The 21,122-nt window shown below is 69.2% G+C and carries 20 protein-coding genes; 10 read left to right on the top strand and 10 right to left on the bottom strand.

The window, feature by feature from the left end:
* Positions 1–74 precede the first annotated feature (74 nt).
* The 5 genes from gsiB to PSQ40_RS18865 all read left to right on the top strand — a co-directional run bounded on the left by gsiB (position 75) and on the right by PSQ40_RS18865 (position 5,958).
* Positions 75–1,613, top strand: coding sequence for a glutathione ABC transporter substrate-binding protein GsiB (gene gsiB, locus PSQ40_RS18885; protein WP_273953439.1), 1,539 nt, complete (start codon positions 75–77; stop codon positions 1,611–1,613).
* A gap of 509 nt (positions 1,614–2,122) precedes the next feature.
* The gene (gene gsiC / locus PSQ40_RS18880; RefSeq protein WP_273953438.1) at positions 2,123–3,043 is read left to right on the top strand and encodes a glutathione ABC transporter permease GsiC; all 921 of its coding nucleotides are present in this window, start codon (positions 2,123–2,125) and stop codon (positions 3,041–3,043) included.
* Complete coding sequence (gene gsiD, locus PSQ40_RS18875) at positions 3,040–3,939, top strand: glutathione ABC transporter permease GsiD (RefSeq protein WP_273953437.1); 900 nt, start codon at positions 3,040–3,042, stop codon at positions 3,937–3,939. Before gsiC ends, gsiD begins: the two co-directional genes overlap by 4 nt.
* Before the next feature lie 5 nt (positions 3,940–3,944).
* The gene (locus PSQ40_RS18870) at positions 3,945–5,060 is read left to right on the top strand and encodes a P1 family peptidase (RefSeq protein ID WP_273953436.1); all 1,116 of its coding nucleotides are present in this window, start codon (positions 3,945–3,947) and stop codon (positions 5,058–5,060) included.
* 37 nt (positions 5,061–5,097) lie between these two features.
* Positions 5,098–5,958, top strand: a complete 861-nt coding sequence (locus PSQ40_RS18865; RefSeq protein ID WP_273953435.1) for a M55 family metallopeptidase — start codon at positions 5,098–5,100, stop codon at positions 5,956–5,958.
* 104 nt (positions 5,959–6,062) lie between these two features.
* Here the strand turns inward: PSQ40_RS18865 and PSQ40_RS18860 are convergent, their stop codons facing one another.
* Both PSQ40_RS18860 and PSQ40_RS18855 read right to left on the bottom strand, forming a co-directional pair.
* Positions 6,063–7,163 carry an NUDIX domain-containing protein gene (locus tag PSQ40_RS18860; RefSeq protein WP_273953434.1) on the bottom strand — a complete coding sequence of 367 codons (1,101 nt, stop codon included), beginning with the start codon at positions 7,161–7,163 and terminating at the stop codon, positions 6,063–6,065.
* A gap of 188 nt (positions 7,164–7,351) precedes the next feature.
* The gene (locus PSQ40_RS18855; protein WP_273953433.1) at positions 7,352–8,950 is read right to left on the bottom strand and encodes a diguanylate cyclase; all 1,599 of its coding nucleotides are present in this window, start codon (positions 8,948–8,950) and stop codon (positions 7,352–7,354) included.
* Positions 8,951–9,171: 221 nt separating this feature from the next.
* Here PSQ40_RS18855 and PSQ40_RS18850 point away from each other — a divergent pair, with 221 nt between their 5' ends.
* Complete coding sequence (locus tag PSQ40_RS18850; protein ID WP_273953432.1) at positions 9,172–10,431, top strand: Hsp70 family protein; 1,260 nt, start codon at positions 9,172–9,174, stop codon at positions 10,429–10,431.
* A 39-nt stretch (positions 10,432–10,470) separates the two neighbouring features.
* On the opposite strand, the gene PSQ40_RS18845 is transcribed toward PSQ40_RS18850, so the two are convergent.
* Positions 10,471–10,989 carry an OmpA family protein gene (locus tag PSQ40_RS18845; RefSeq protein WP_273953431.1) on the bottom strand — a complete coding sequence of 173 codons (519 nt, stop codon included), beginning with the start codon at positions 10,987–10,989 and terminating at the stop codon, positions 10,471–10,473.
* Positions 10,990–11,153: 164 nt separating this feature from the next.
* On the bottom strand, positions 11,154–11,609 hold the full coding sequence (locus tag PSQ40_RS18840) for an Lrp/AsnC family transcriptional regulator (protein WP_273953430.1): 456 nt from the start codon (positions 11,607–11,609) through the stop codon (positions 11,154–11,156).
* A 321-nt stretch (positions 11,610–11,930) separates the two neighbouring features.
* On the opposite strand from PSQ40_RS18840, the gene PSQ40_RS18835 reads away from it, so the two are divergent.
* Positions 11,931–13,094 (top strand): LysR family transcriptional regulator, encoded by a 1,164-nt coding sequence (locus tag PSQ40_RS18835; protein WP_337961839.1) that lies wholly within the window; start codon positions 11,931–11,933, stop codon positions 13,092–13,094.
* A gap of 10 nt (positions 13,095–13,104) precedes the next feature.
* On the opposite strand, the gene rsmI is transcribed toward PSQ40_RS18835, so the two are convergent.
* A complete protein-coding gene (rsmI, locus tag PSQ40_RS18830) occupies positions 13,105–14,034 on the bottom strand; it encodes a 16S rRNA (cytidine(1402)-2'-O)-methyltransferase (RefSeq protein WP_273953429.1) in 930 nt (309 codons plus the stop codon).
* On the opposite strand from rsmI, the gene PSQ40_RS18825 reads away from it, so the two are divergent.
* From PSQ40_RS18825 to PSQ40_RS18815, 3 genes are all read left to right on the top strand, one after another.
* On the top strand, positions 14,034–14,456 hold the full coding sequence (locus PSQ40_RS18825; RefSeq protein ID WP_273953428.1) for a YraN family protein: 423 nt from the start codon (positions 14,034–14,036) through the stop codon (positions 14,454–14,456). The two genes, rsmI and PSQ40_RS18825, sit on opposite strands and share 1 nt — an antisense overlap.
* 108 nt (positions 14,457–14,564) lie before the next feature.
* Complete coding sequence (locus tag PSQ40_RS18820; protein ID WP_273953427.1) at positions 14,565–15,161, top strand: SIS domain-containing protein; 597 nt, start codon at positions 14,565–14,567, stop codon at positions 15,159–15,161.
* Positions 15,158–15,814: a BON domain-containing protein gene (locus tag PSQ40_RS18815; protein WP_273953426.1), complete on the top strand. Its 657-nt coding sequence runs from the start codon at positions 15,158–15,160 to the stop codon at positions 15,812–15,814. Before PSQ40_RS18820 ends, PSQ40_RS18815 begins: the two co-directional genes overlap by 4 nt.
* Before the next feature lie 79 nt (positions 15,815–15,893).
* Here PSQ40_RS18815 and PSQ40_RS18810 read toward each other — a convergent pair whose 3' ends face one another.
* From PSQ40_RS18810 to PSQ40_RS18790, 5 genes are all read right to left on the bottom strand, one after another.
* Positions 15,894–16,658, bottom strand: a complete 765-nt coding sequence (locus PSQ40_RS18810) for a class II glutamine amidotransferase (RefSeq protein ID WP_273953425.1) — start codon at positions 16,656–16,658, stop codon at positions 15,894–15,896.
* Positions 16,659–16,661: 3 nt separating this feature from the next.
* On the bottom strand, positions 16,662–18,164 hold the full coding sequence (locus PSQ40_RS18805) for an MFS transporter (protein WP_273953424.1): 1,503 nt from the start codon (positions 18,162–18,164) through the stop codon (positions 16,662–16,664).
* 13 nt (positions 18,165–18,177) lie between these two features.
* Positions 18,178–18,369, bottom strand: coding sequence for a 4-oxalocrotonate tautomerase (locus PSQ40_RS18800; RefSeq protein WP_409338620.1), 192 nt, complete (start codon positions 18,367–18,369; stop codon positions 18,178–18,180).
* Between the two features lie 94 nt (positions 18,370–18,463).
* A complete protein-coding gene (locus tag PSQ40_RS18795; RefSeq protein WP_273953423.1) occupies positions 18,464–18,700 on the bottom strand; it encodes a cysteine-rich CWC family protein in 237 nt (78 codons plus the stop codon).
* A 190-nt stretch (positions 18,701–18,890) separates the two neighbouring features.
* Entirely contained in the window at positions 18,891–21,074 is a 2,184-nt protein-coding gene (locus PSQ40_RS18790) for a malate synthase G (protein WP_273953422.1), read from the bottom strand.
* Positions 21,075–21,122: the final 48 nt, after the last annotated feature.

The raw sequence follows: 21,122 nt of genomic DNA, 5'->3' as shown, positions 1-21,122 counted from the left end.
GTTTTGGCATGGACGGTGGTGGGGCTGACCCGCTGCTGGCGTTTCGGTTTTTCAACTTTCACAGGAGTGTTGTCATGAAACTGCGTTTGAACCCCTTGGCCGCGGCGCTGCTGCTGGTCGGTCTGTCGGTGTCCTCGGCCCATGCGTCCAAGGACGTGGTGGTGGCGCTCTACTCGAGCTTCACCACCACCGACCCCTACGACGCCAACGACACCGTGTCCCAGGCCGTGGCCAAGTCCTTCTACCAGGGGCTTTACAGCTTCGACAAGGACATGAACATGGTGCCCGTGCTGGCCGAGAGCCACAGCGTGACCAAGGACGGCCTGAGCTACACCATCAAGCTCAAGAAGGGCATCAAGTTCCACGACGGCACCGACTTCAATGCCGAGGCCGTCAAGGTCACCTTTGACCGCGTCACCAACCCCGACAACAAGCTCAAGCGCTACAACCTCTACAAGAACATCGCCAAGACCGAGGTGCTCGATCCGGCCACCGTGCGTTTCACGCTCAAAGAGCCCTTCTCGCCCTTCATCAACACGCTGGCCCACCCCTCGGGCGTGATCATCTCGCCCGCGGCGCTGGCCAAGTACGGCAACAAGGGCATCGCGCAAAACCCGGTGGGCACCGGCCCGTTCAAGTTCGTCGAGTGGAAGGCCACCGACTACCTCAAGGTGGCCAAGTTCGACGGCTACTGGAAGAAGGGCTACCCCAAGGTCGACAGCATCACCTGGCGCCCGGTGGTGGACAACAACACCCGCGCCGCCATGATGCAGACCAACGAGGCGCACTTCGCCTTCACGCTGCCGCCCGAAGCGGTGGAAACGCTGTCCAAGAAGCCCAGCCTCGAAGTGACGCAGGGCCCGTCCATCGTGCAGCGCTACATCTCCTTCAATATGCAGCAAAAGCCCTTCGACAACCCGAAGGTGCGCCAGGCGCTCAACTACGCGATCAACAAGGAAGCGCTGGCCAAGGTGGCTTTCTCGGGCTTTGCCGACCCCATGGATTCGGTGGCCCCCAAGGGCGTCGAGTACTCGACCAAGCTCGGCCCCTGGCCGTACGACCCCAAGAAGGCGCGTGAGCTGCTCAAGGAAGCCGGCTACCCCAACGGCTTTGAGAGCACGCTGTGGAGCGCCTACAACCACACCACCGCGCAGAAGGTGATCCAGTTCGTGCAGCAGCAGCTGGCCCAGGTGGGCGTCAAGGTGCAGGTGCAGGCGCTCGAAGCCGGCCAGCGCGTCGAGCGTGTCGAAAGCGCGCAAGACCCGGCCACCGCCCCGGTGCGCATGTACTACGTGGGCTGGTCCTCGTCGACCGGCGAAGCCGACTGGGCGCTGCGCCCGCTGCTGGCCTCCGAGTCCTTCCCGCCGCGCCTGTTCAACACCGCGTACTACAAGAACGACGTGGTGGACCGCAACATCGCCAAGGCCCTGAACACCACGGACAAGGCCGAGAAGACCAAGCTCTACGCCGAAGCCCAGCAACAGATCTGGAAGGACGCGCCCTGGGCCTTCCTGGTCACCGAGCGCTCGCTGTCGGTGCGCGCGCGCAACCTGGCCGGCTTCTATGTGATGCCGGACTGGAACTTCAACTTCGATGAGATTGAATTGAAGTGACCCCCACGCTCCCCCACTTCGTGTGGGTCGCTGCCCCCCGAGGGGGCCCCGGCCGCCTTGGGGCGGCCCGGCGGCGACCGAAGGTGACCCCCACGCTTCCCCACTGCGCGTGGGGCGCTGCCCCCCGAGGGGGCCGCAGCCGCCTTGGGGCGGCCCGGCGGCGGCTGGAGGTGACCCCCAAGCTCCCCCACTTCGTGTGGGTCGCTGCCCCCCGAGGGGGCTGCAGCCGCCTTGGGGCGGCCCGGCGGCGGCTGGAGGTGACCCCCACGCGCCCCCACTGCGTGTCGCTCCCTGTCCCCCGAGGGGGCCGCAGGCCGCCTTCGGGCAGCCGGGCGGCGGCCTGGCCTGCCCGGTGCCTGGGCTTGGGCTGCTCGTCGCGCGCCCTCGTCGAGGGCCCGAGGGGGCGGTGCGGAGCGCCGGGGCGAGGCGGCGGCGAGGGGCCGCCCCTGCGGGCCATGCCTTGGGGGTGTCCGGACCTGTTTGGCGCTTTTGTTTGAGCTGAAGAATCCATGATCCATTACCTTTTCAAGCGCCTGCTGGGCCTGTTGCCGACGCTGCTGATCGTGGCGGTGCTGGTGTTCTCGTTCGTGCACCTGTTGCCGGGCGATCCGGCGCGGCTGGCGGCGGGGCCAGAGGCCGGGCCGGAGACGGTCGAGCTGGTGCGCCAGGACCTGGGCCTGGACCTGCCGCTGCCGCAGCAGTTCCTGCGCTTCTTCAGCCACGCGCTGCAGGGCGACTTTGGCACCTCGATCCGCAGCAAGCGCCCGGTGGCGACCGAGATCGCCGAGCGCTTTGCGCCCACTTTCTGGCTGACCGTGGCCGCGATGGGCTGGTCGGTGTTGCTGGGCCTGGTGCTGGGCATGGTGTCGGCCGTCTGGCGCAACCGCTGGCCCGACCGCCTGGGCATGACGCTGGCGGTGTCGGGCATTTCGTTTCCGTCCTTCGCGCTGGGCATGCTGCTGATGCAGCTGTTTTCGGTGCAGCTGGGCTGGCTGCCGACCGTGGGCGCGGACAGCTGGCGCCACTACATCCTGCCCTCGCTGACGCTGGGCGCGGGGGTGGCTGCGGTGATGGCGCGCTTCACGCGCAGCTCCTTCATCGACATCCTCAAAGAGGACTATGTGCGCACCGCGCGCGCCAAAGGCCTGGGTGAGCTGACGGTGGTGGTCAAGCACGGGCTGCGCAATGCGCTGATCCCGGTGGTCACCATGATGGGCCTGCAGTTCGGCTTCTTGCTGGGCGGCTCGATCGTGGTCGAGGTGGTGTTCAACTGGCCCGGCATGGGCCGCCTGCTGGTGGACGCGGTGGAGATGCGCGACTACCCCGTGATCCAGACCCTGGTGCTGTTGTTCTCGCTCGAGTTCATCCTGATCAACCTGGCGGTGGACTTGCTCTACGCCCTCATCAACCCGACCATCCGCTTCAAATGACACAAGAGTCTTCAAGCCCCTCTGGCGCCGTGCCGGCGGCCGAGCGGGTGCGCACCCCGGCGGCCGAGTTCTGGCGCCAGTTCAAACGCCAGCGTGTGGCCCTGGTGGCCGGTGCCGTGGTGCTGCTGCTGGTGCTGATGGCGGTGCTGGCGCCCTGGCTGGCGCCCTATGACGCCGAGAACTTTTTCGACTACGACGCGCTCAACAGCCCGCCCAGTGCCGCGCACTGGTTTGGCGTCGACGCGCTGGGCCGCGACATCTTCAGCCGCATCCTGATGGGGGCGCGCATCTCGCTCACCGCGGGCTTTGTCTCGGTGGCGGTGGGGGCCGTGGTGGGTACCTTGCTGGGCCTGCTCGCGGGCTACTACGAAGGCTGGTGGGACCGCATCGTGATGCGCATGTCGGACGTGCTGTTCGCGTTCCCCGGCATCTTGCTGGCGATCGGCATCGTGGCCATCCTGGGCCGCGGCATGGTCAACGTGATCGTGGCGGTGGCGGTGTTCAGCGTGCCGGCGTTTGCGCGCCTGGTGCGCGGCAATGTGCTGTCGCTCAAGCACCAGACCTACATCGAGGCGGTGCGCTCGATCGGCGCCCCCGACTCGGTCATCATGCTGCGCCACCTGCTGCCGGGCACGGTGTCGTCGGTGGTGGTGTACCTGACCATGCGCATCGGCACCTCGATCATCACCGCGGCCAGCCTGTCCTTTCTGGGCCTGGGCGCGCAGCCACCGACACCCGAGTGGGGCGCCATGCTCAACGAGGCGCGTGCCGACATGCTCAATGCGCCGCACATCGCGCTGTTCCCCAGCCTGGCGATCTTCGTCACCGTGCTGGCCTTCAACCTGCTGGGCGACGGCCTGCGCGACGCGCTGGACCCGAAGCTCGACCGGGGTTGAGCGCCATGGACCGCCGCAGCGCCCTGGGCGCCCCCCAGGTCGGGCTGCTGCCCAGTGGCCCGCTGGACGCCATCACCGACGTGGCCGGTGTGGCGCTGGGCCAGGTCACCCTGTCCGAGGGCGCGGTGCAGACGGGGGCCACGGTGCTGCTGCCGGCGCCCGGTGATCTGTTTCTGCACAAGCTACCGGCCGGGCTGGCGGTGATCAACGGCTTTGGCAAAAGCGCCGGGCTGATGCAGGTGCAGGAGCTGGGGCAGCTGGAGTCGCCCATCGCCCTGGTCAGCACCTTGGCGGTGGGCACGGCCAGCACCGCGCTGATCCGCGACGCGCTGGCGCAGCAGCCCGAGTTGGCGCGCAGCCTGCCCACGCTGAACCCGCTGGTGTTCGAGTGCAACGACGGTTGGCTCAATGACGCCCGCGCCCTGGCCCTGCAAGAGGCCCATGTGCTGCAGGCCCTGCAGGCGGCGCGCACGGCGGGCCCGGGCGCCGCGGTGGCGCAGGGGGCGGTGGGCGCCGGGCGCGGCATGTCGTGCCACGGGCTCAAAGGGGGCATTGGCACGGCCTCGCGCCGGCTGCACTGGCAGGGCCAGCCCTTCACATTGGGCGCCTTGGTGCTGGCCAACCAGGGCCGACCCGAGGCCCTGACCGTGGCGGGCCAGCGCATTGGCCCAGCGCTGCAGCGGCGCCTGGCGGCGTTTGACGCAGCGCAGGCGGCCGAGGCCTCCGGCCCCGAGCGCGGCTCGATCATCATCGTGCTGGCCACCGATGCACCGCTCGACGCCCGCCAGCTGCAGCGCGTGGCGCGGCGTTCGGCGGCGGGGCTGGCGCGCACCGGTTCCGACTACGGCCACGGCAGCGGCGATGTGGCGCTGGCGTTCTCCACCGCTTACCGCCTGCCGCAGCGGGCCGAAGACGCGATGCCCTGCGTCACCCTGCTGCACGAAAGCGCCCTGGATGTGTTATTCCAGGCCGCGGCCGAAGCCACCGAGCAGGCCATCCTGCACGCGTTGTGGGCCGCCGAGCCGGTGCAGGGCCGCGACGGCCAGCAGCGCCAGGCCCTGACCGCCCTGGCCCCCGAACTGCGCACCCAGCCCCCGGCGGCCTGGGCGACGCTGCTTTGATGTGTTTTGATTCACGCCCGACAGGAAACCGACCCCCATGCCCAGCGCCCCCCGCATCCTGATCTCGATGGACATTGAAGGCGTGGCCGGTGTCTGGCGTCCCGAGCAGACCCAGGCCGGCAACGGCGAGTACGAGCGCGCCCGGCGCTGGATGACCCAGGAGGCCAACGCCGCCATCCGCGGCGCTTTCGCGGGCGGAGCCTGTGCGGTGCTGGTGAACGATTCGCACGGCCATTTTGGCAACCTGCTGGCCGACGAGCTGGACCCGCGGGCCGAGCTGATCCAGGGCAAACCGCGCCGCCTGGGCATGATGGCGGGCGCCGACCAGGCCATCGACGGGGTGCTGATGGTGGGCTGGCACGCGCGCGCCAAAACCCGGGGCGTGCTGGCGCACACCAGCAACAGCTTTGCCTTTGCGCGGGTCTGGTTGGGCGGGCTGGAGCTGGGCGAAGTCGGCTTGTACGGCGCCCTGGCGGGGGAGCTGGGCGTGCCGGTGCTGCTGGTCAGCGGCTGCGATGTGATGGCCCCCGAAGCCCAGGCCCTGGGCCCCGCGGTGGCCGTGGCCGTGGTCAAGTGGTCCGAGGGCGCGCGCAGCGGGCGCTCGCTGTCGCCCGAGGCGGCGCGCGAGCTGATCGAACACCAAAGCCAGGCCGCGGTGCAGCGCTGCGCGCAGGGATCGGCGCCGGCACCCCATCGCCCGGTCTGGGCCGAACCGGACCTGGGCCAGGGCCTGGTGCTGCGGGTGCAGTGCCAGACCCCGGCGTTGGCCGATGTGTTCAGCCTGTGGCCGGGTGTGCAGCGCGACGACGGTGACACCGTCCACTTGCGTTGTGCCAGCGTGCAGGACGCCGTGCGCAGCCTGAACGCGTTGGGGGCCATGTCCAGCGTGCTGCGCTGAGGCCCCCGGGGCGCCCCCGGCCGACCGCTGGCCGACCGCTGGCCGGCAGTCAATCCCCCTTGGCGGACGCTCCGGTGGAGGCGACTTCGGTGGCTGCCAGGCTGTCAGCGGGGCAGCAGGCCCAGGAAGTGGTCGAGCAGCATGAAGTGGTCGTCAAAGAACTGGTCCTCCAGCCCGGGCAGGTCGGCCACCGGCACCCACAGCGCCTCCCGCGCGTCGTCGTCGCCCTGCACCGCGGGCAGGGGGCGGTCGCCCAGGTCAAAGAAGTGCGCGTGCGTGATGGTGCGCCCGCGCTGGCTGCGTTCGGGGGCGTCCAGCACCACCACGCCACGCAAGGCGGCTTGCAGTTCGGTGGGCGACAGGCCCAGGCGGGTTTCCTCTTGCAACTCGCGCAGGGCCGATTCGAGCAGGGTGTCCTCTTGTTCCAGAAAACCCCCCGGTACCGCCAGCAGGCCCAGGCCCGGTGCCCGGCCACGCCGGATCAGCAGCACCTGACCGGCACAGCGCACCACCGCGTCCACCGTCACCAGCACCGGCGGGTAGGGCGCCACCGACCACAGCTCGCGGTGCTGGCGCAGGGCCCGCCATTCGCTGCGCAGGCCTTCGTAGTGGCCCTGGCCATGCCATTCGCGCAGGCCGTGCAGCACGGCCGCGGGCAGCGCGCTGGCGAGGCGGTTCAGGGCCTGCAGGCCGTTGTCGGTGTTGAACCAGGCGTCGCGCAGCGCGGCGCCGTGCAACCCGTCCACGGTGGGCAGGTCCGTCACCGGCAGCGCGGGGTGGTCCGCCAGGGCGTCGCGGAACAGGCGGTGCAGCCGTTCGCTCTGGGCTGGCGCGGGCAGCACCAGCAGGCAGTCCGGGGCCGGGGCCTGCTGGGTCAGGCGGGCCAGGCCGGCCCGCCAGTCGGCTTGCAGGCGCTGGGCGTCGGGGCCTTCGCGCAGCGGTAAAAAGCGCAGCCGCGCGCGGTCGCGTTCGGGCAGGGCGGCCAGGATCAGGTCCGCGCGCTCACCCCAGCTCAGCGGCTGGCGCGGGCTGCGGGCCTGGTAGGCGCCGCCCAGCCCCACCACCACCTGGCGGGCCTGTTGCAGCGCGCGGGTGATCAGGGCCAGGTCGGCCTGGCTGGGCGGCTGAAAGTGGCCGCAGCAAAAGGCCCAGGGCGCGGTCTGGGCCGCGAGGCGCTGGGGGCGGGGCGGGGTGGCAGCGTTCATGGGCCGCATTGTGGGCCAGGCGGCGTGCCGGTGGCGCACTGGCGGGGTGTCGTTGGGGTGTCGGCGGGGGCCTGGCCGGGCCGCTGTGGCTCATCGGTGGGGCCTCTCCAGAGCCGCTGTGGGGGCGCTGTGGGGGCGCTTCTCCGTGGCGGGGCCACCGCCAGCCGTGCTGGCCGGGGCCCTTGGCGTCAGGGCGTGGGTGGGGGCGTGGGCTGGAGCGGGTCGGGCTCGGCCGCGGGCGGGCGTGGAGCGGCCAGGTGCACCGGGGGGGTGTCCACCGGCGGCAGGGCCGGTGCCGAGGGCGCCGCAGGGGGCTCGGTGCCGCGCCGCCGCCGCACGGTCTTGGCGGCCCCCACGATGGTGCCGCCCCGGCCCCACAGCGGCGTGACCGACAGGGTGACCGCGATCGGGTGACCGTCGCGGTGCAGGCGGGTGGTCTCGAGGTTGTCGATCGCCTCGCCGCTTTGCAAGCGGTCCAGGATGCGCTGTTCCTCGTTGAGCCGGTCGGCCGGCAGCAGCAGCGCGATGTTGCGCCCGATCACCTCCTGGGCGCTGTAGCCAAACAGGCGCTCGGCGCCGTCGTTCCAGCGCGTGATCTGGCCGTCCAGCTGTTTGCCGATCAGGGCCAGTTCGGGGTCGTCGGGCGGGTTGTTGGGCAGTGCAGTGCCCGGGGGGCGGTCGCTTGCCGCGGCCTCCGGCGTGGTCGGGCGCCACACACAGACCTGGTTGCGGCCATGGCGCTTGGCCTCGTAAAGCACCTCGTCGGCGCGCGCGACGGCGGGCTCCAGGTGTTCGTCGGGGCGCATCTCGGCCACCCCGATCGACACCGTCTGCCGCACCTCGCCGCCAGGCAGTGCGATGGGGACGCTGCCAATGCGTTCGCGCAGGGATTCGGCCAGTCGGCGGGCGCCCTCGAGGGGGGTCGAGGGCAGCCAGACCAGGAACTCCTCGCCACCCCAGCGGGCCACGCGGTCGGCGCTGCGCACGCCGTCCAGCAGGCGCCGGGCCACGGCTTTGAGGACCTCGTCGCCGGCCAGGTGACCGCGTTCGTCGTTGACGGTCTTGAAGTGGTCCAGGTCCAGCAGCAGCACCGAGGCGCAGCGCTCCAGACCCGGTCCCCGAGGCGGCTGGTGTTCGTAGAGGGAGCGCCGGTTCAACAGGCCGGTCAGCGGGTCTTGCTGGGCCTCGCGTGTCAGCCGGTTCTGCTGGTCGGCCTGCACCACCACCGCCCCCAGCAGGGTGGCCAGCGAGTCGAACATGCCCAGGCCCAGCTGGTCGAAGTAGTCGGCCTGGTCGGCGTACATCACCACCATGCCCCGGCTGCCGCTGCGTTCGGAGCGCAACGGCAAGCCCAGCACCGAGCGCAGGCCGTGCTGCTGGTAGGCCTGGCGCCAGGGGGCATAGGGCGAATCGGCCCGGATGTTGTGGGTGACCAGTTGGTCCTGGCGCAGCAGGCTGAAGGCCGGGCCGGACTCGGTGACCTGGTTGCGCTCCAGCACCAGGCCGTCGACATAGCCGCGCGCGGGCCCGCAGACATTGCCCGGGACGATGCGCAGCGCGTCAGGCGGGCCGACCCAGCTCCAGCACAGGCGCACCCGGGGGGCGGCGCGCAGCAGGGCATCAAAGACCCAGCGCATGCTTTCGTCGGGGTCGAGTCGGTGCGTCAGCAGGTGGGCACAGGCCTGCAGCAGCGATTCGGCCAGCGCCACCTGCTCAGCAGGCGCCGCAGCGCCGGGGCGCCGAGGCGGCTCACCGGGCTGGCGGTGGAACAGGTCCGACAACGTCATGGTCTGCGGGGCTTTCTGGTGGGGGCCGTCGGAAGCGGGCCGGGGTCGGGTCGCTTCCATTTTGAGCACGAACGGGCCATTTGCCAACCGGGCTCGCCCCGCCCGCGGGCCCCGCGGCGGCGGCCCTGCCCACCAGGGGCCGGGGCCTGTGCCACAATCCCGGCCTTCTTTTTTCTGAATGGGCCGACCGCGGGGCGGCGGCCCGGTTGAGCACGTTCCTCATGGCAAGCATTCTTCCCGGCGCATTGGGCATTGATTTCGGCACCTCCAACTCGGCTGTGGCCTGGGCCCACGGGCGCGAGGACGCCCGCCTCATGCCACTGGAGGGCCAGGCCACCACGCTGCCCACCGCCTTGTTCTTCAATGCCGAGGACAAGACCGTGCATTACGGGCGCGACGCCTTGAGCTGCTACCTGGCCGAGACCGAGGGCCGCCTGATGCGCTCGCTCAAAAGCCTGCTGGGCAGCCCGCTGCTGCTTGAGAAAACCGCGGTCAACAACGAGCAGATCAGCTTCCAGGACATCATCGCGCGCTTTCTGGCCGAGCTGGTGCGCCGCGCCGAGGTGCAGCTGGGCGGCCTGCCGCAGCAGCTGGTGCTGGGCCGACCGGTGCATTTTGTCGACGACGACCCCGAGCGCGACCAGCTCGCGCAGGACATGCTGCTGCAAGCGGCCGCGCATTGCGGCTTCAGTGAGGTGGGGTTTCAGCTCGAGCCGATCGCCGCCGCGCTGGATTACGAACGCCGCCTGAGCGCCGAAACCGTGGTGCTGGTGGTCGACATCGGCGGTGGCACCTCCGACTTCACCGTGGTGCGCCTGGGGCCGCAACGCGTGGCGCTGGCCGACCGCCACAGCGACATCCTGGCCACGTCGGGCGTGCACATCGGCGGCACCGACTACGACCAACGCCTGAACCTGGAGCAGGTCATGCCCCTGCTGGGTTACCGCCACCTGGGCCCCAAGGGGCGCGAGGTGCCGAGCCGGGTGTTTTTTGACCTGGCCACCTGGCACCTGATCCATTGGCAGCAAACCCCCAAAGCGGTGCGCGAGGCGCAGGAACTGCGGGTGGATTACCGCGACGCCCAACTGCACCAGCGCCTGATGACGGTGCTGCGCGAGCGCTTCGGCCACCGCCTGGCCAATGGCGTCGAGCAGGCCAAGATCGGGTGTTCCAGTGGTTTGGGGCCGCAAACGATTGATTTGTCGCTGATCGAGGCCGGGCTGGCCGCCAGCCTGTCGCCGCAAGACCTGGCTGACCACCTGCAAGGCCTGCTGGCCCAGGTGGTGGCGTGCGCGGTCGAGTGCGTGCAGCGCGCGGGCCTGCAGCCGCAGCAGCTGGGGGCCGTCTACCTGACCGGGGGCTCGTCGGCCCTGAAGCCGTTCCAGCAGGCGCTGGGCGCGGCTTTCCCCGGGGTGCCCCTGGTGGAGGGCGATCTGTTTGGGGGGGTGGCCTCGGGCTTGGCCTACGGCCACGTCCGCTGAGGCGGCGGCCGCCGAGCGCGGCCCGGGGGGGACTGCGCCTCAGTTCGGCAGCAGGATCACGTCGACGCGGCGGGCTTGCGCCGGGGTGCCGGTGCCGGTGGTCAGCTCCGGCTTGCGCAGTTCGATCAGCGTTTCTTGCGCGCCCAGGGCCTTGAGCAGGTCGCGCACCGCTTCGGCGCGTTGCAGCGCCAGGGCCGCATTCTGTTCAACCGAGCCGGTCTCGTCGTGGTAGCCCGAGATGGCGGTCTTGCGGCCGGCCGCGATGGCTTGCACCACATCGGCCAGGGCCTGTTGCGCGCCTTCGGCGAGGTTGGCGCTGTTGCTGGCGAAGAAGAAGGTCACGACGCCGTTGTCGACTTGCACGGTGGCCACGTCGATCTCGGTTTGGGCGGCCACATCGCGCACCGCTTCGGCGGCGGCCTGGGCGGCGGCGGTGTCAGGGCGCAGGCGTTGCACCACCACCGAGCCCACCACGGTACCGACCACCAGCACCAGCAGAAGGGTCAGGAACCCCAGGGCAAAGCGGGACTGGCTGTCGTTGTCTTGGCTGTTGGACATGTGTGAGGATCTCCGTTGGATTGATGAAAGGGGTGGGCCATCGCCGGCCAAACCCGAAATCATAAACAAGCCGCGCGCGGCGCGGTGTCACCCAGCCAGCGCGGCGCCCACGCCGGGGCCCGACCCAGCCCGACCCCCGGCTGGGGTGGCGCTGCCTCAGGACTTCAGTCGCCCAGGGGCAGGTTGGCGTTCTTGAGGGTGCGCAGCACAAAGCGCGACTGGCTGTGCCGGATGCCTTTGATCTTGTAGAGGCGTTCGCGCAGGAAGCGCTCGTAGTCGCGCGTGTCGCGCACCGCCACCCGCAGCAGGTAGTCGTATTCGCCCGACACCAGGTGGGCCTCGATCACCTCGGGGATGGTGGCCAGCACCTCGCCGAACTTCTCGAGCGTGTTGTCCGAGTGGCTGTCCAGCGTCACCTGCACCAGCACGGTCTCGTTGAGCCCCAGGGCCTGCGGGTTCAGGCGCACCGTGTAGGCCTCGATCACGCCGCTGTCCTCCATCTTGCGGATGCGGCCCCAGCAGGGCGAGGGGCTCAGCCCCACGGCCTGACCGATGTCGTGCAGGCTGGTGCGAGAGTCTGCTTGCAGGATCTGAAGGATTTTTCGGTCAATTTTGTCCATTCGGAAAATTAAACTGCATTTTTCACTATGAAAGAATAATGTTCTGATTTCGATTGATTCTTTCGAAAGAACAAAAGATTGTTCGGAGGCTGCGGGCGCACAATTCTGGGCATGAAAGGCGACTTACCGGTTGCCCAGGTTCAGAGGCTCCCCCGCTGGTTACCCCCGGCGGGGGCACTTCCGGAACCCGCTCCGCCCCCGCGGGGTCCGTGGGGTGCAGCCTCGGCAAGGGCGCAACAGTGGTGTAAAAGTTGCTTGGATTGGGGTCGGGTTCAGAAATAATGTCTGGATCGCCTTGTTTCCCCTCTTTGGAGCCCTCGCATGGACCGCCTGCAGTCAATGAAGGTTTTTCAGGCCGTCGTCAACGAAGGCGGCTTTGCTGCCGCCGCGCGCAAGATGGACTTGTCGCCCGCGGTGGTGACCCGCCTGGTGGAAGACCTGGAACAGCACCTGGGCACCCGGCTGCTGCAGCGCACCACCCGCAAAAATGCCCTGACCGAGGCCGGCACCGCCTACCTGGCGCGTTTGCGCGTCATCCTCAGTGACATCGAAGAAGCCGAGGCCTCGATGCGCGCCCACACCCAGGAGGTGGCGGGTCTGCTGCGCATCCAGGCCCAGCCGGTGATGGCCGTGCACATCCTGGCGCCGCAGGTGGCCGAGTTCCGGCGCCTGTACCCGCGGGTCTCGCTGGACATCCACACCACCTCGGCCACCGACGCCGGCATCGAAGATTTCGACCTGACCCTGCTCGGGGCCGTCAACGAGTACGACGCGAACGTGATTGCCCGGCCCATCGTCTCCAGCGTGGGCATCGTGTGTGCGTCGCCACGCTACTTGCGCGCTGCGGGCAGCCTGCGCCAACCCGAGGACTTGCGCCGCCACGCCTGTTTGCGCCTGCGCCTGCCCTCGGTGCGGCCCGGCGTGTGGCGCCTGCTCAACCCCGACGACGGCGACCGCGCGCTCGAAGTCCAGGTCGAGCCCGCCCTGGTGGCCGACCACACCGACACCGTGTTGCAAGCCGCGCTCAGCGGGGCCGGTGTGTGTGCGCTGCCGATGGACCTGGCCGCCCCCTATTTGCGCACCGGCCAGCTGCGCCGCGTGCTGTCGCCATGGATCACGGCGCGTTTCACGCTGTACGCGGCCATGCCCAGCCGCAAATTTGTGCCGGCGCGCACGCGCGCCTTTCTGGACTTCATCATCGAGCGCACCCGCTGGATGCTGGCCGAAGCGGAGCGCACCTGGCCGTCCGAGCCGATGGTGCTGCCACTGACGCCTGCAGCAGCGGCCGACGCTGCGCCCTGCGCACCGTGCCCGCCATGCCCACCGCTGGGGGCCGATGCTCCAGCCTCCGCCGGTGCCACGGCGACCGACTTAGCCGCGCCGGCCGCCGTGCCAGAAGCCGCTGCCGTGTCCCAACCTCAGTCCCCGGCCCCCAAGCCCAAGCGCCCCCGGGCGCGGCCCGCCCCGCCGGACGCCGCCGCCTGAGCCGGCGGCCTCAGTCCTCGCTGTCCTGGCCGCGCTTGAGCGTCAGGGCCTGCTGATAGAGCTCGTTCTTGGCGCCCCCGGTGATGTCGGCGCACAGGCGCACGGCGGTCTTCAGGGGCAACTCGGCCAGCAGCAACTGCAGCACGCGCAGGGCCTCGCCGTCGTCGGTGGCGACCGCTTCGGGCGGGTGGATCAGCACCGCGAATTCACCGCGCGTGCGCTGCGGCTGGGCCGCCAGCCACCCGGCCAGGTCTTGCGCCGGCACCGTGGCGACTTCTTCAAACTGTTTGGTCAGCTCGCGGCCCAGGGTCACCAGGCGGGGGCCCAGCACGGCCAGGGCCTTGGCCAGGTCTTCGATGCGGTGGGGTGCTTCGAGCAGGATCACCGCCCGTGCCTCGCCCGCCAGGGCCTGCACGGCACTGTCGCGCTCACCGGCCTTGGTGGGCAGGAAGCCGGCAAACACAAAGCCCGAGGGCTGGCCGGCCTGCTGCGTCACGCCGGCCACCGACAGCAGGGTGGTGACGCTGCTGGCGCCCGGCAGCGGCACCACGCGCAGGCCGGCGGCCTGCACGGCGCGCACCAGGCGGGCGCCGGGGTCGCTCACCGCGGGGGTGCCGGCGTCGCTGGCGTAGGCAATGCGCTCGCCACGCTGCAGGCGCTCGATCACCTGGGTCGCGGCCTCGGCCTCGTTGTGCTGGTGCACGGCCAGCAGTTGGGCGCCGGGCCGGTCGATGCCGTAGGCGCGCAGCAGGCTTTGGGTGTGGCGCGTGTCTTCGCAGGCCACGGCATCCACCAGTTCAAGCACGTGCAAGGCCCGCAGAGTCATGTCGGCGAGGTTGCCGATCGGCGTGGCCACCACATACAGGGTGCCTTTCGGATAATGCTGTGGGGCCGCGGCGTCGCGGGCGGCCGACAAGGCTGAAGCAAAAGAAGCGCTCAATGGGAATCCTCGGAAAAAAGCCGGCCGGTGCCGTGGTCACCCGCGCCACCGCCGGTCCCACGACCCGTGCCCTGGGGGCCGCGGCGGAGCAGCGCGCCCTGGCGCATTTGCTGGCGGCGGGCTTGCGCCTGCTGGAACGCAATTATCGGACGCCCGGGCGGGGCGGTGGCGAGATCGACCTGATCATGCGCGAACCCGACGGCACGGTGGTGTTTGTCGAGGTGCGGCAGCGCCGCAACACGGCCCATGGTGGCGCCGCGGCCAGCGTCGGGGCGGTCAAGCAGTCGCGCCTGGTGTTCGCCGCGCGGCACTACCTGATGCGCTGGCCCCGCTTGCCCCCCTGCCGATTCGATGTGCTGAGCGTCGAGGGCGAGGCACCCGGCACGGTGCAGTGGTTCAAAGCGGCCTTCGATGCGGCTTGAACCGCGGGTCTGTCCTGATGGCGAAACGGCGGTCCTGCGCTAAGTCCCTGGTCGGGGAGGGGCGGCGGGCCCGGATGCCCGGCTGGCGCGGGGGTATCATCGGCGCCCATGCTCGAGCAACGCATCCAACAGCACTTCATCGACAGCGCCGACCTCAAATACCAGTCGGCGCAGATTCTCAGCAAGCCCATCGCCGCAGCGGTCCAGGCCGTGATGGCCTGCGTCACCAGCGGCTGCAAAGTGTTGGTTTGTGGCAACGGTGCCTCGAACGCGCTGGCTCAGCACTTCGCGGCCGGCTTTGTCGGTCAATTTGAGCGCGAACGGCCTGAATTGGCCGCCCTGGCCTTGAGCACCGACGCCGCGGCGCTGTCGTTCCTGGCCGAGTCCGACTACCGCCAGCTGTTCGCCCGCCAGGTGCGGGCGCTGGGCTTGGCTGGCGATGTGCTGCTGGCGCTGTCGGCCGACGGCCAGTCGCCCAGCGTGCTGGCCGCCATCGAGGCCGCCCATGAGCGCGACATGACCGTGCTGGCCCTGACCGGCCGGGGCGGCGGCCTGGTGGGCCCGTTGTTGCGCGAAACAGACGTTCATATCTGCGTGCCACACGAGCGTGTGGCGCGGGTCCAGGAGGTTCACCTCCTGGCGCTGCACTGCATCTGCGATGGCGTGGATGCGCAATTACTGGGTGAACAGGAGGTTCTCACATGAAACAAACATGGCAAAGGGTTGCGATGGCAGCGCTGGCTTCGGCCGCGCTGGCGACCCAGCTTTCGGGCTGTTTCCCGCTGGTGGCGGGGGGCGCCGTCATGACCGGCATGGTGGCCACGGACCGACGCACTTCGGGGGCGCAGGTGGAAGACGAGGGCATCGAACTGCGCGCGGTCAACCGCGTGCAAGAGGCCCTGGGCGACGGCGTGCACCTCAATGTGACCAGCTACAACCGCCAAGTGTTGTTGACAGGCGAAGCCACCACGGCCGAAGCGAAGCAAAAAGTGGAACAAATTGTGTCGCGCGTGGAAAATGTGCGGGGCGTGCACAATGAGATGGTGGTGGGCTTGCCCAGCAGCCTCAGTGAGCGCTCCACGGATGCCTTGATTTCGGGTAAGGTGAAGGCCAGCCTGGTCGACGCGCGCGATTTGATCTCAAATGCCTTTAAAGTGGTGACTGAGCGTCGCGTGGTCTACTTGATGGGCCGCGTCACCCAGCGCGAAGCCAACCGTGCCACCGAAATCGCCCGCGGCGTTGACGGTGTGCAAAAGGTGGTCCGTGTGTTTGAGTTGATTTCCGAAGAAGAGCTGAAGCGCCAGTTGCCTTCCCAGCCTGCCAAGGCTGAGGGGGCTCCGGTCAAGAACGGTACCTGAGCCGTCGTTTCAAGATTGATATGCGCCCAGCCGCCGCCCCGCAAGGGTCGGCGGTTTTTTTTCGCCCCGGCGCCAGGGCTCAGCCGACGCAGCGGCCGTCGACAAACACCTTCAGCTCCCCGGGCTGGAACGCGACCCAGGCCTCGTCCAGCGTCAGCGGCGCGGTGACCACGATGGCGGCGCGGTCGCCTTCGGCGGTGCAGGTGCTGAAGTCCATGCTCAGGTCTTCATCGGCCAGGGTGGCCTGGCTGAACGGAAAGCCCCGCTCCAGGTAGTGCAGGTGGGTGGAGGCGTGGGCCCACAGCGCTTCGCCGTTGGACAGCATGAAGTTGAAGGTGCCGTGGCGCGCAATGCGCGGCGCCAGTTCGCGCAGGGTCAGCGTCAGTTCGGCCACCGAGGGCACGTTGGCGTGCGACTTGGCCAGCTCCTGCATGATCCAGCAGAAGGCCAGTTCGCTGTCGGTGTTGCCGACCGGCTTGAAGTGGCCGTGCAGGCGCGGATTGAAATCCTTCAGGTCGCCGTTGTGCGCGAACACCCAGTAGCGGCCCCACAGTTCCCGCACGAAGGGGTGGCAGTTTTGCAGGTTGACCGCCCCCTGGGTGGCCTTGCGGATGTGGGCGATCACGTTGCGGCTCTTGATCGGGTAGCTGCGGATCAGCTGCGCCACGGCCGAATGGGCGGCCGGCTCGTGGTCGACGAAGTGGCGCAGGCCCCGGCCCTCGAAAAAGGCAATGCCCCAGCCATCGCTGTGCTGGTCGGTCACCCCGCCGCGCTGCGAAAAGCCAGAAAACGAAAACGTGACATCGGTCGGCACGTTGCAATTCATGCCCAACAGTTGGCACATGGTTCAGGTCTCCTGCTTGGTGGCGGGCCGCGGGGCATCGCCGCCCTTGAGTTGCCAGGCGGCGGCCAAGGCCAGCAGGCACAGGCCAGCCAGCATCACAAAGGCTTCGTCGAAGGCGGCCAGGCGCGCCGGGCTGGTCTGCAGCCGGCTCAGCGAATCGCCGTGCGCGGCCAGCCGCCATTCGAGCACGATACCGCACAAACTGACACCGGCGGCGCCGCCCAGCATGCGCAAAAAGTTGATGGTGCTGGCCCCCTGGGGAATCAGCGACTTGTCCAGCGGGCGCATGGCCCCGAGGTTGAGCGAGGGCAGGATGAAGCCCAGGCCGACCCGCCCCACCACGGCCAGCAGCACCAGCACCCACAGGCCCGATTGCAGGTCGATCAGCACCATCAGGCCGAAGGACGCGGCCAGCAAGGCCAGGCCGATGCTGACCAGCACGTAGGTGGGCTGGTGGTCGGCCAGGCGGCCCACGCCGGCGATGGTGATTGCCAGCACCAGTCCGGCCGGCAGCAAGATGGTGCCGACATGGGAGGCCGAGATGTGCAGGCCCAGCTGCATGAACACCGGCAGCAGGTAGGTGGAGCCGAACAGAGCGGTGCCATAGATCACGGCCACCACGCTGCCCATGGCGAACTGCCGGTAGTTGAACAGCGACAGGTTCATCAGCGGCTCGCCACCCAGGCGCAGCACCCGGCGTTCCCACCAGATGAACACCAACAAAGACAGCACGGCGCCTGCCAGCAGCAGGGCCGCCTGCACGGGCGTGCCACCGCGCAAGTCCACCAGGCCGTTGAGCAGGCACAGCGTGCCCACGCTGCCCAGCAGCAGGCCACGCCAGTCCAGTGCGGCGCCGTGGCGGTTGGCCTCCACCCCGCCGGGCGCGGTGCGCGGCACGAAGCGGTGCGCCATCCACAGCGAAGCCAGGCAGAAGGGCACGACCATGAAAAAGATGGAGCGCCAGCCGAACAGGTCGACCAGGATGCCCCCGATGCTGGGCCCGATGGCCGGGGCCAGCACCACGCCCATGCCAAAGATGCCGCTGGCGCGGCCCTGCTCATGGGGCTCGAAGGCGCGCAGGATGATGATGGCGGGGATCGGTTGCACGATGCCGGCGGCCAGGCCTTCGGTCACCCGCGCGGCCAGCACCAGCGCGTACAGGTCGGCAAAGCCGCCGACCACGCCACCCAGCAGCAGCAGCGCGACGGCGCCCGAGTAGGTGCGTCGGTAGCCGTAGCGGGCCAGCAGCCACGGCGTGGTCAGCATGGACACCGTCATGGCCACCATGAAGCCGGAGCTGACCCACTGCGCCCGTTCCTGGCCCAGCGCGAAGTGGTGGCTCATGTCAGGGATGGCCACGTTGACGATGGTCGACGACATGATCGACGCCATCGTCCCGATCATCACCGACAGCAGGAGCAGCCAGCGGTACCGCTCGCCATAGCGCTCGCGCAACGCTCGGGCGTGTTGCTCGTCGCTCAAGGAGGCACCGCGGCTGGAACGCATCAGAACCCGGGGCTCAGCTGCGCGGTTCGGTCCACAGCTTGCCGCCGGTGGCCCAGTTCTCGCGCTTGATGTCCGTGATGATGATGTCCACGGACTCGGGCGAACCGCCCAGGATCTCGACCGACACGCGGGTGATTTCCTCGACGAGCTTCTTCTTTTGCTCGATGGTGCGGCCTTCCATCATTTCGACGTGGTACGTAGGCATGTCACAACTCCAGTTCAGATGCAGGAAAAAGAAAGAATCATAGAAGGATTGGCCGGGCCTGGCCGCCAGGGGGCGGTCTGACCCCGGGGCGGGTTCAGGCCCCGGGGGCCGGGGCCGGGTCCGGGCCGCTGGCGGGGTGCGGGTCGGCGGCGGCGCAGCGTGCGCAAATGCAGCGCAGGCCGCGTTCGGCCTCGGGCAGGCGGCTCAGCACCGACTCGGGGATCGCGGTGCGCATGCACCAGCAGGTCTCGGGGGCAGCGCCTTGGGCCATGGCACAGCCATTGGGGCCGCCGCACAGGGGGCAGCGGGTGGTGTCGGTGGGGGCGCTCATCAGCGTTGGATTCTGCCGCAAGCCGGGGCCTGGGGGGCGATCCGGGGCACCGGGTGCCGCGAGCGCCCAAAAAAAAGCACCCGAAGGTGCTTGGGCGGGGCGCCCGCGGGCCGGAGCGCGCGGGCGTCGGAGGTGTCAGGGGCGCTCAGGGCCGACCATGCGCGCTGGACATGTGCGGCGCCCCCTGGGCTCAGGCGGCGGCCTTGACCTTCAGGCGCCAGGCGTGCAGCAGCGGCTCGGTGTAGCCGCTGGGCTGCACCAGGCCCTTGAAGACCAGGTCCAGGGCCGCTTGCATGGCGGCGCCTTGCGGGTTGGCGACCAGGCTCTTGTACAGCGGGTCACCGGCGTTTTGCTGGTCCACCACCGCGGCCATGCGCTCGAACGAGGCGCGCACCTGGGCTTCGCTGACCACGCCGTGCAGCAGCCAGTTGGCGATGTGCTGGCTGCTGATGCGCAGCGTGGCACGGTCTTCCATCAGGCCCACGTTGTGGATGTCAGGCACCTTGGAGCAACCCACGCCCTGGTCCACCCAGCGCACCACGTAGCCCAGGATGCCTTGCACGTTGTTATCGATTTCCTGCTGCTTCTCGGCCTCGCTCCAGTGGGCTTGGGCGGCGACCGGGATGGTCAGCAGCTTGTCCATCAGGGCCTCGGCGCTTTCCTTGGATTGCTCGATGCCGGTTTGCACTTCGGCCACATTGATCTGCTGGTAGTGCAGGGCGTGCAGGGTGGCGGCGGTGGGCGAGGGCACCCAGGCGGTGTTGGCACCGGCCTTGGGGTGACCGACCTTTTGCTCCAGCATGGCGGCCATCAGGTCGGGCATGGCCCACATGCCCTTGCCGATCTGGGCGCGACCCCGCAGGCCGGCTTGCAGGCCGATCAGCACGTTGCGGCGCTCGTAGGCGGCGATCCAGGCGCTGCCCTTGATGTCACCCTTGCGCATCATCGGGCCGGCGTGCATGGCGGTGTGCATTTCGTCGCCGGTGCGGTCCAGGAAGCCGGTGTTGATGAAGGCCACGCGGCTGGCAGCGGCGGCAATGCAGGCCTTGAGGTTGACGCTGGTGCGGCGCTCTTCGTCCATGATGCCCAGCTTGACGGTGCTGTCGGGCAGGCCCAGCAGGGTTTCGACGCGGCCGAACAGCTCGCTGGCGAAGGCCACTTCGGCCGGGCCGTGCATCTTGGGCTTGACGATGTAGACGCTGCCGGTGCGGCTGTTGCGGATGCCGTTGGCGCCGTGGCCTTGCAGGTCGTGCAGGGCGATGGCGGTGGTGATGACGGCGTCCATGATGCCTTCGGGGATCTCCAGGCCGTTGCCGTACAGGATGGCCGGGTTGGTCATCAGGTGGCCCACATTGCGCAGGAACATCAGCGAGCGGCCGTGCAGGCGCAGCTCACCGCCTTGGGGGGCGGTGTAGAGGCGGTCGGCGTTCAGGCCGCGGGTGAAGGTCTTGCCGCCCTTGCTCACTTCTTCCGTCAGCGTGCCCTTGAGGATGCCCAGCCAGTTGCCATAGGCCAGCACCTTGTCGTCGGCATCGACCACGGCCACCGAGTCTTCGAGGTCGAGGATGGTGGACAGGGCGGCTTCAAGCACCAGGTCGCTGACACCGGCGGCATCGGACTGGCCAATCGGGGTGTTGCGGTTGATCTGCAGGTCCAGGTGGTTGCCGTTGTGCTTGAGCAGCACCGCGCTGGGGGCGGCCGCATCGCCCTGGTAGCCGACAAAGCGGGCCGGGTCTTGCAGGCCGGTTTCGCTGCCGTCGAGCAGCTTGACGCGCAGTTGGCCGTTGACCACGGTGTAGGCGGCGGCGTCCTTGTGCGAGCCTTGGGCCAGCGGGGCCGATTGGTCCAGCACCTGGCGGGCGAAGGCGATCACTTTGGCGCCGCGCACCGGGTTGTAGCCCTGGCCCTTTTCAGCGCCATCGGTCTCGGGGATCGCGTCGGTGCCGTACAGCGCGTCGTACAGGCTGCCCCAGCGCGCGTTGGCGGCGTTCAGGGCGTAGCGCGCGTTCAGGATCGGCACCACCAGCTGCGGGCCGGCTTGCAGGGCCAGTTCAGCGTCCACGTTGACGGTGCTGGCGCTGACCTGTTCAGGGGCGCTGACCAGGTAGCCGATTTGCTCGAGGAAGGCGCGGTAGGCCGGCATGTCGGTGATGGGGCCGGGGTGGGCCTTGTGCCAGCTGTCGAGCTCGGTCTGCAGGCGGTCGCGTTCGGCCAGCAGGGCGATGTTCTTGGGGGCCAGGTCGCTGACGATCTGGTCAAAGCCCTGCCAGAAGGTGGCTTGATCCACGCCCGTGCCGGGCAGCACTTGGTCGTTGACGAAGTTGTACAGCGAGGTGGCGACTTGCAGGCCGTGAACCTGGGTGCGTGCGGTCATGGTGAGGTCCTTGTGTGAAAGGTGGATCAGAAAAACATCAAAGCAAAA

The sequence above is a fragment of the Curvibacter cyanobacteriorum genome, assembly GCF_028649475.1.
GTDB lineage: Bacteria > Pseudomonadota > Gammaproteobacteria > Burkholderiales > Burkholderiaceae_C > Curvibacter > Curvibacter cyanobacteriorum.
This window is presented reverse-complemented; position numbering and strand designations above follow the sequence as displayed.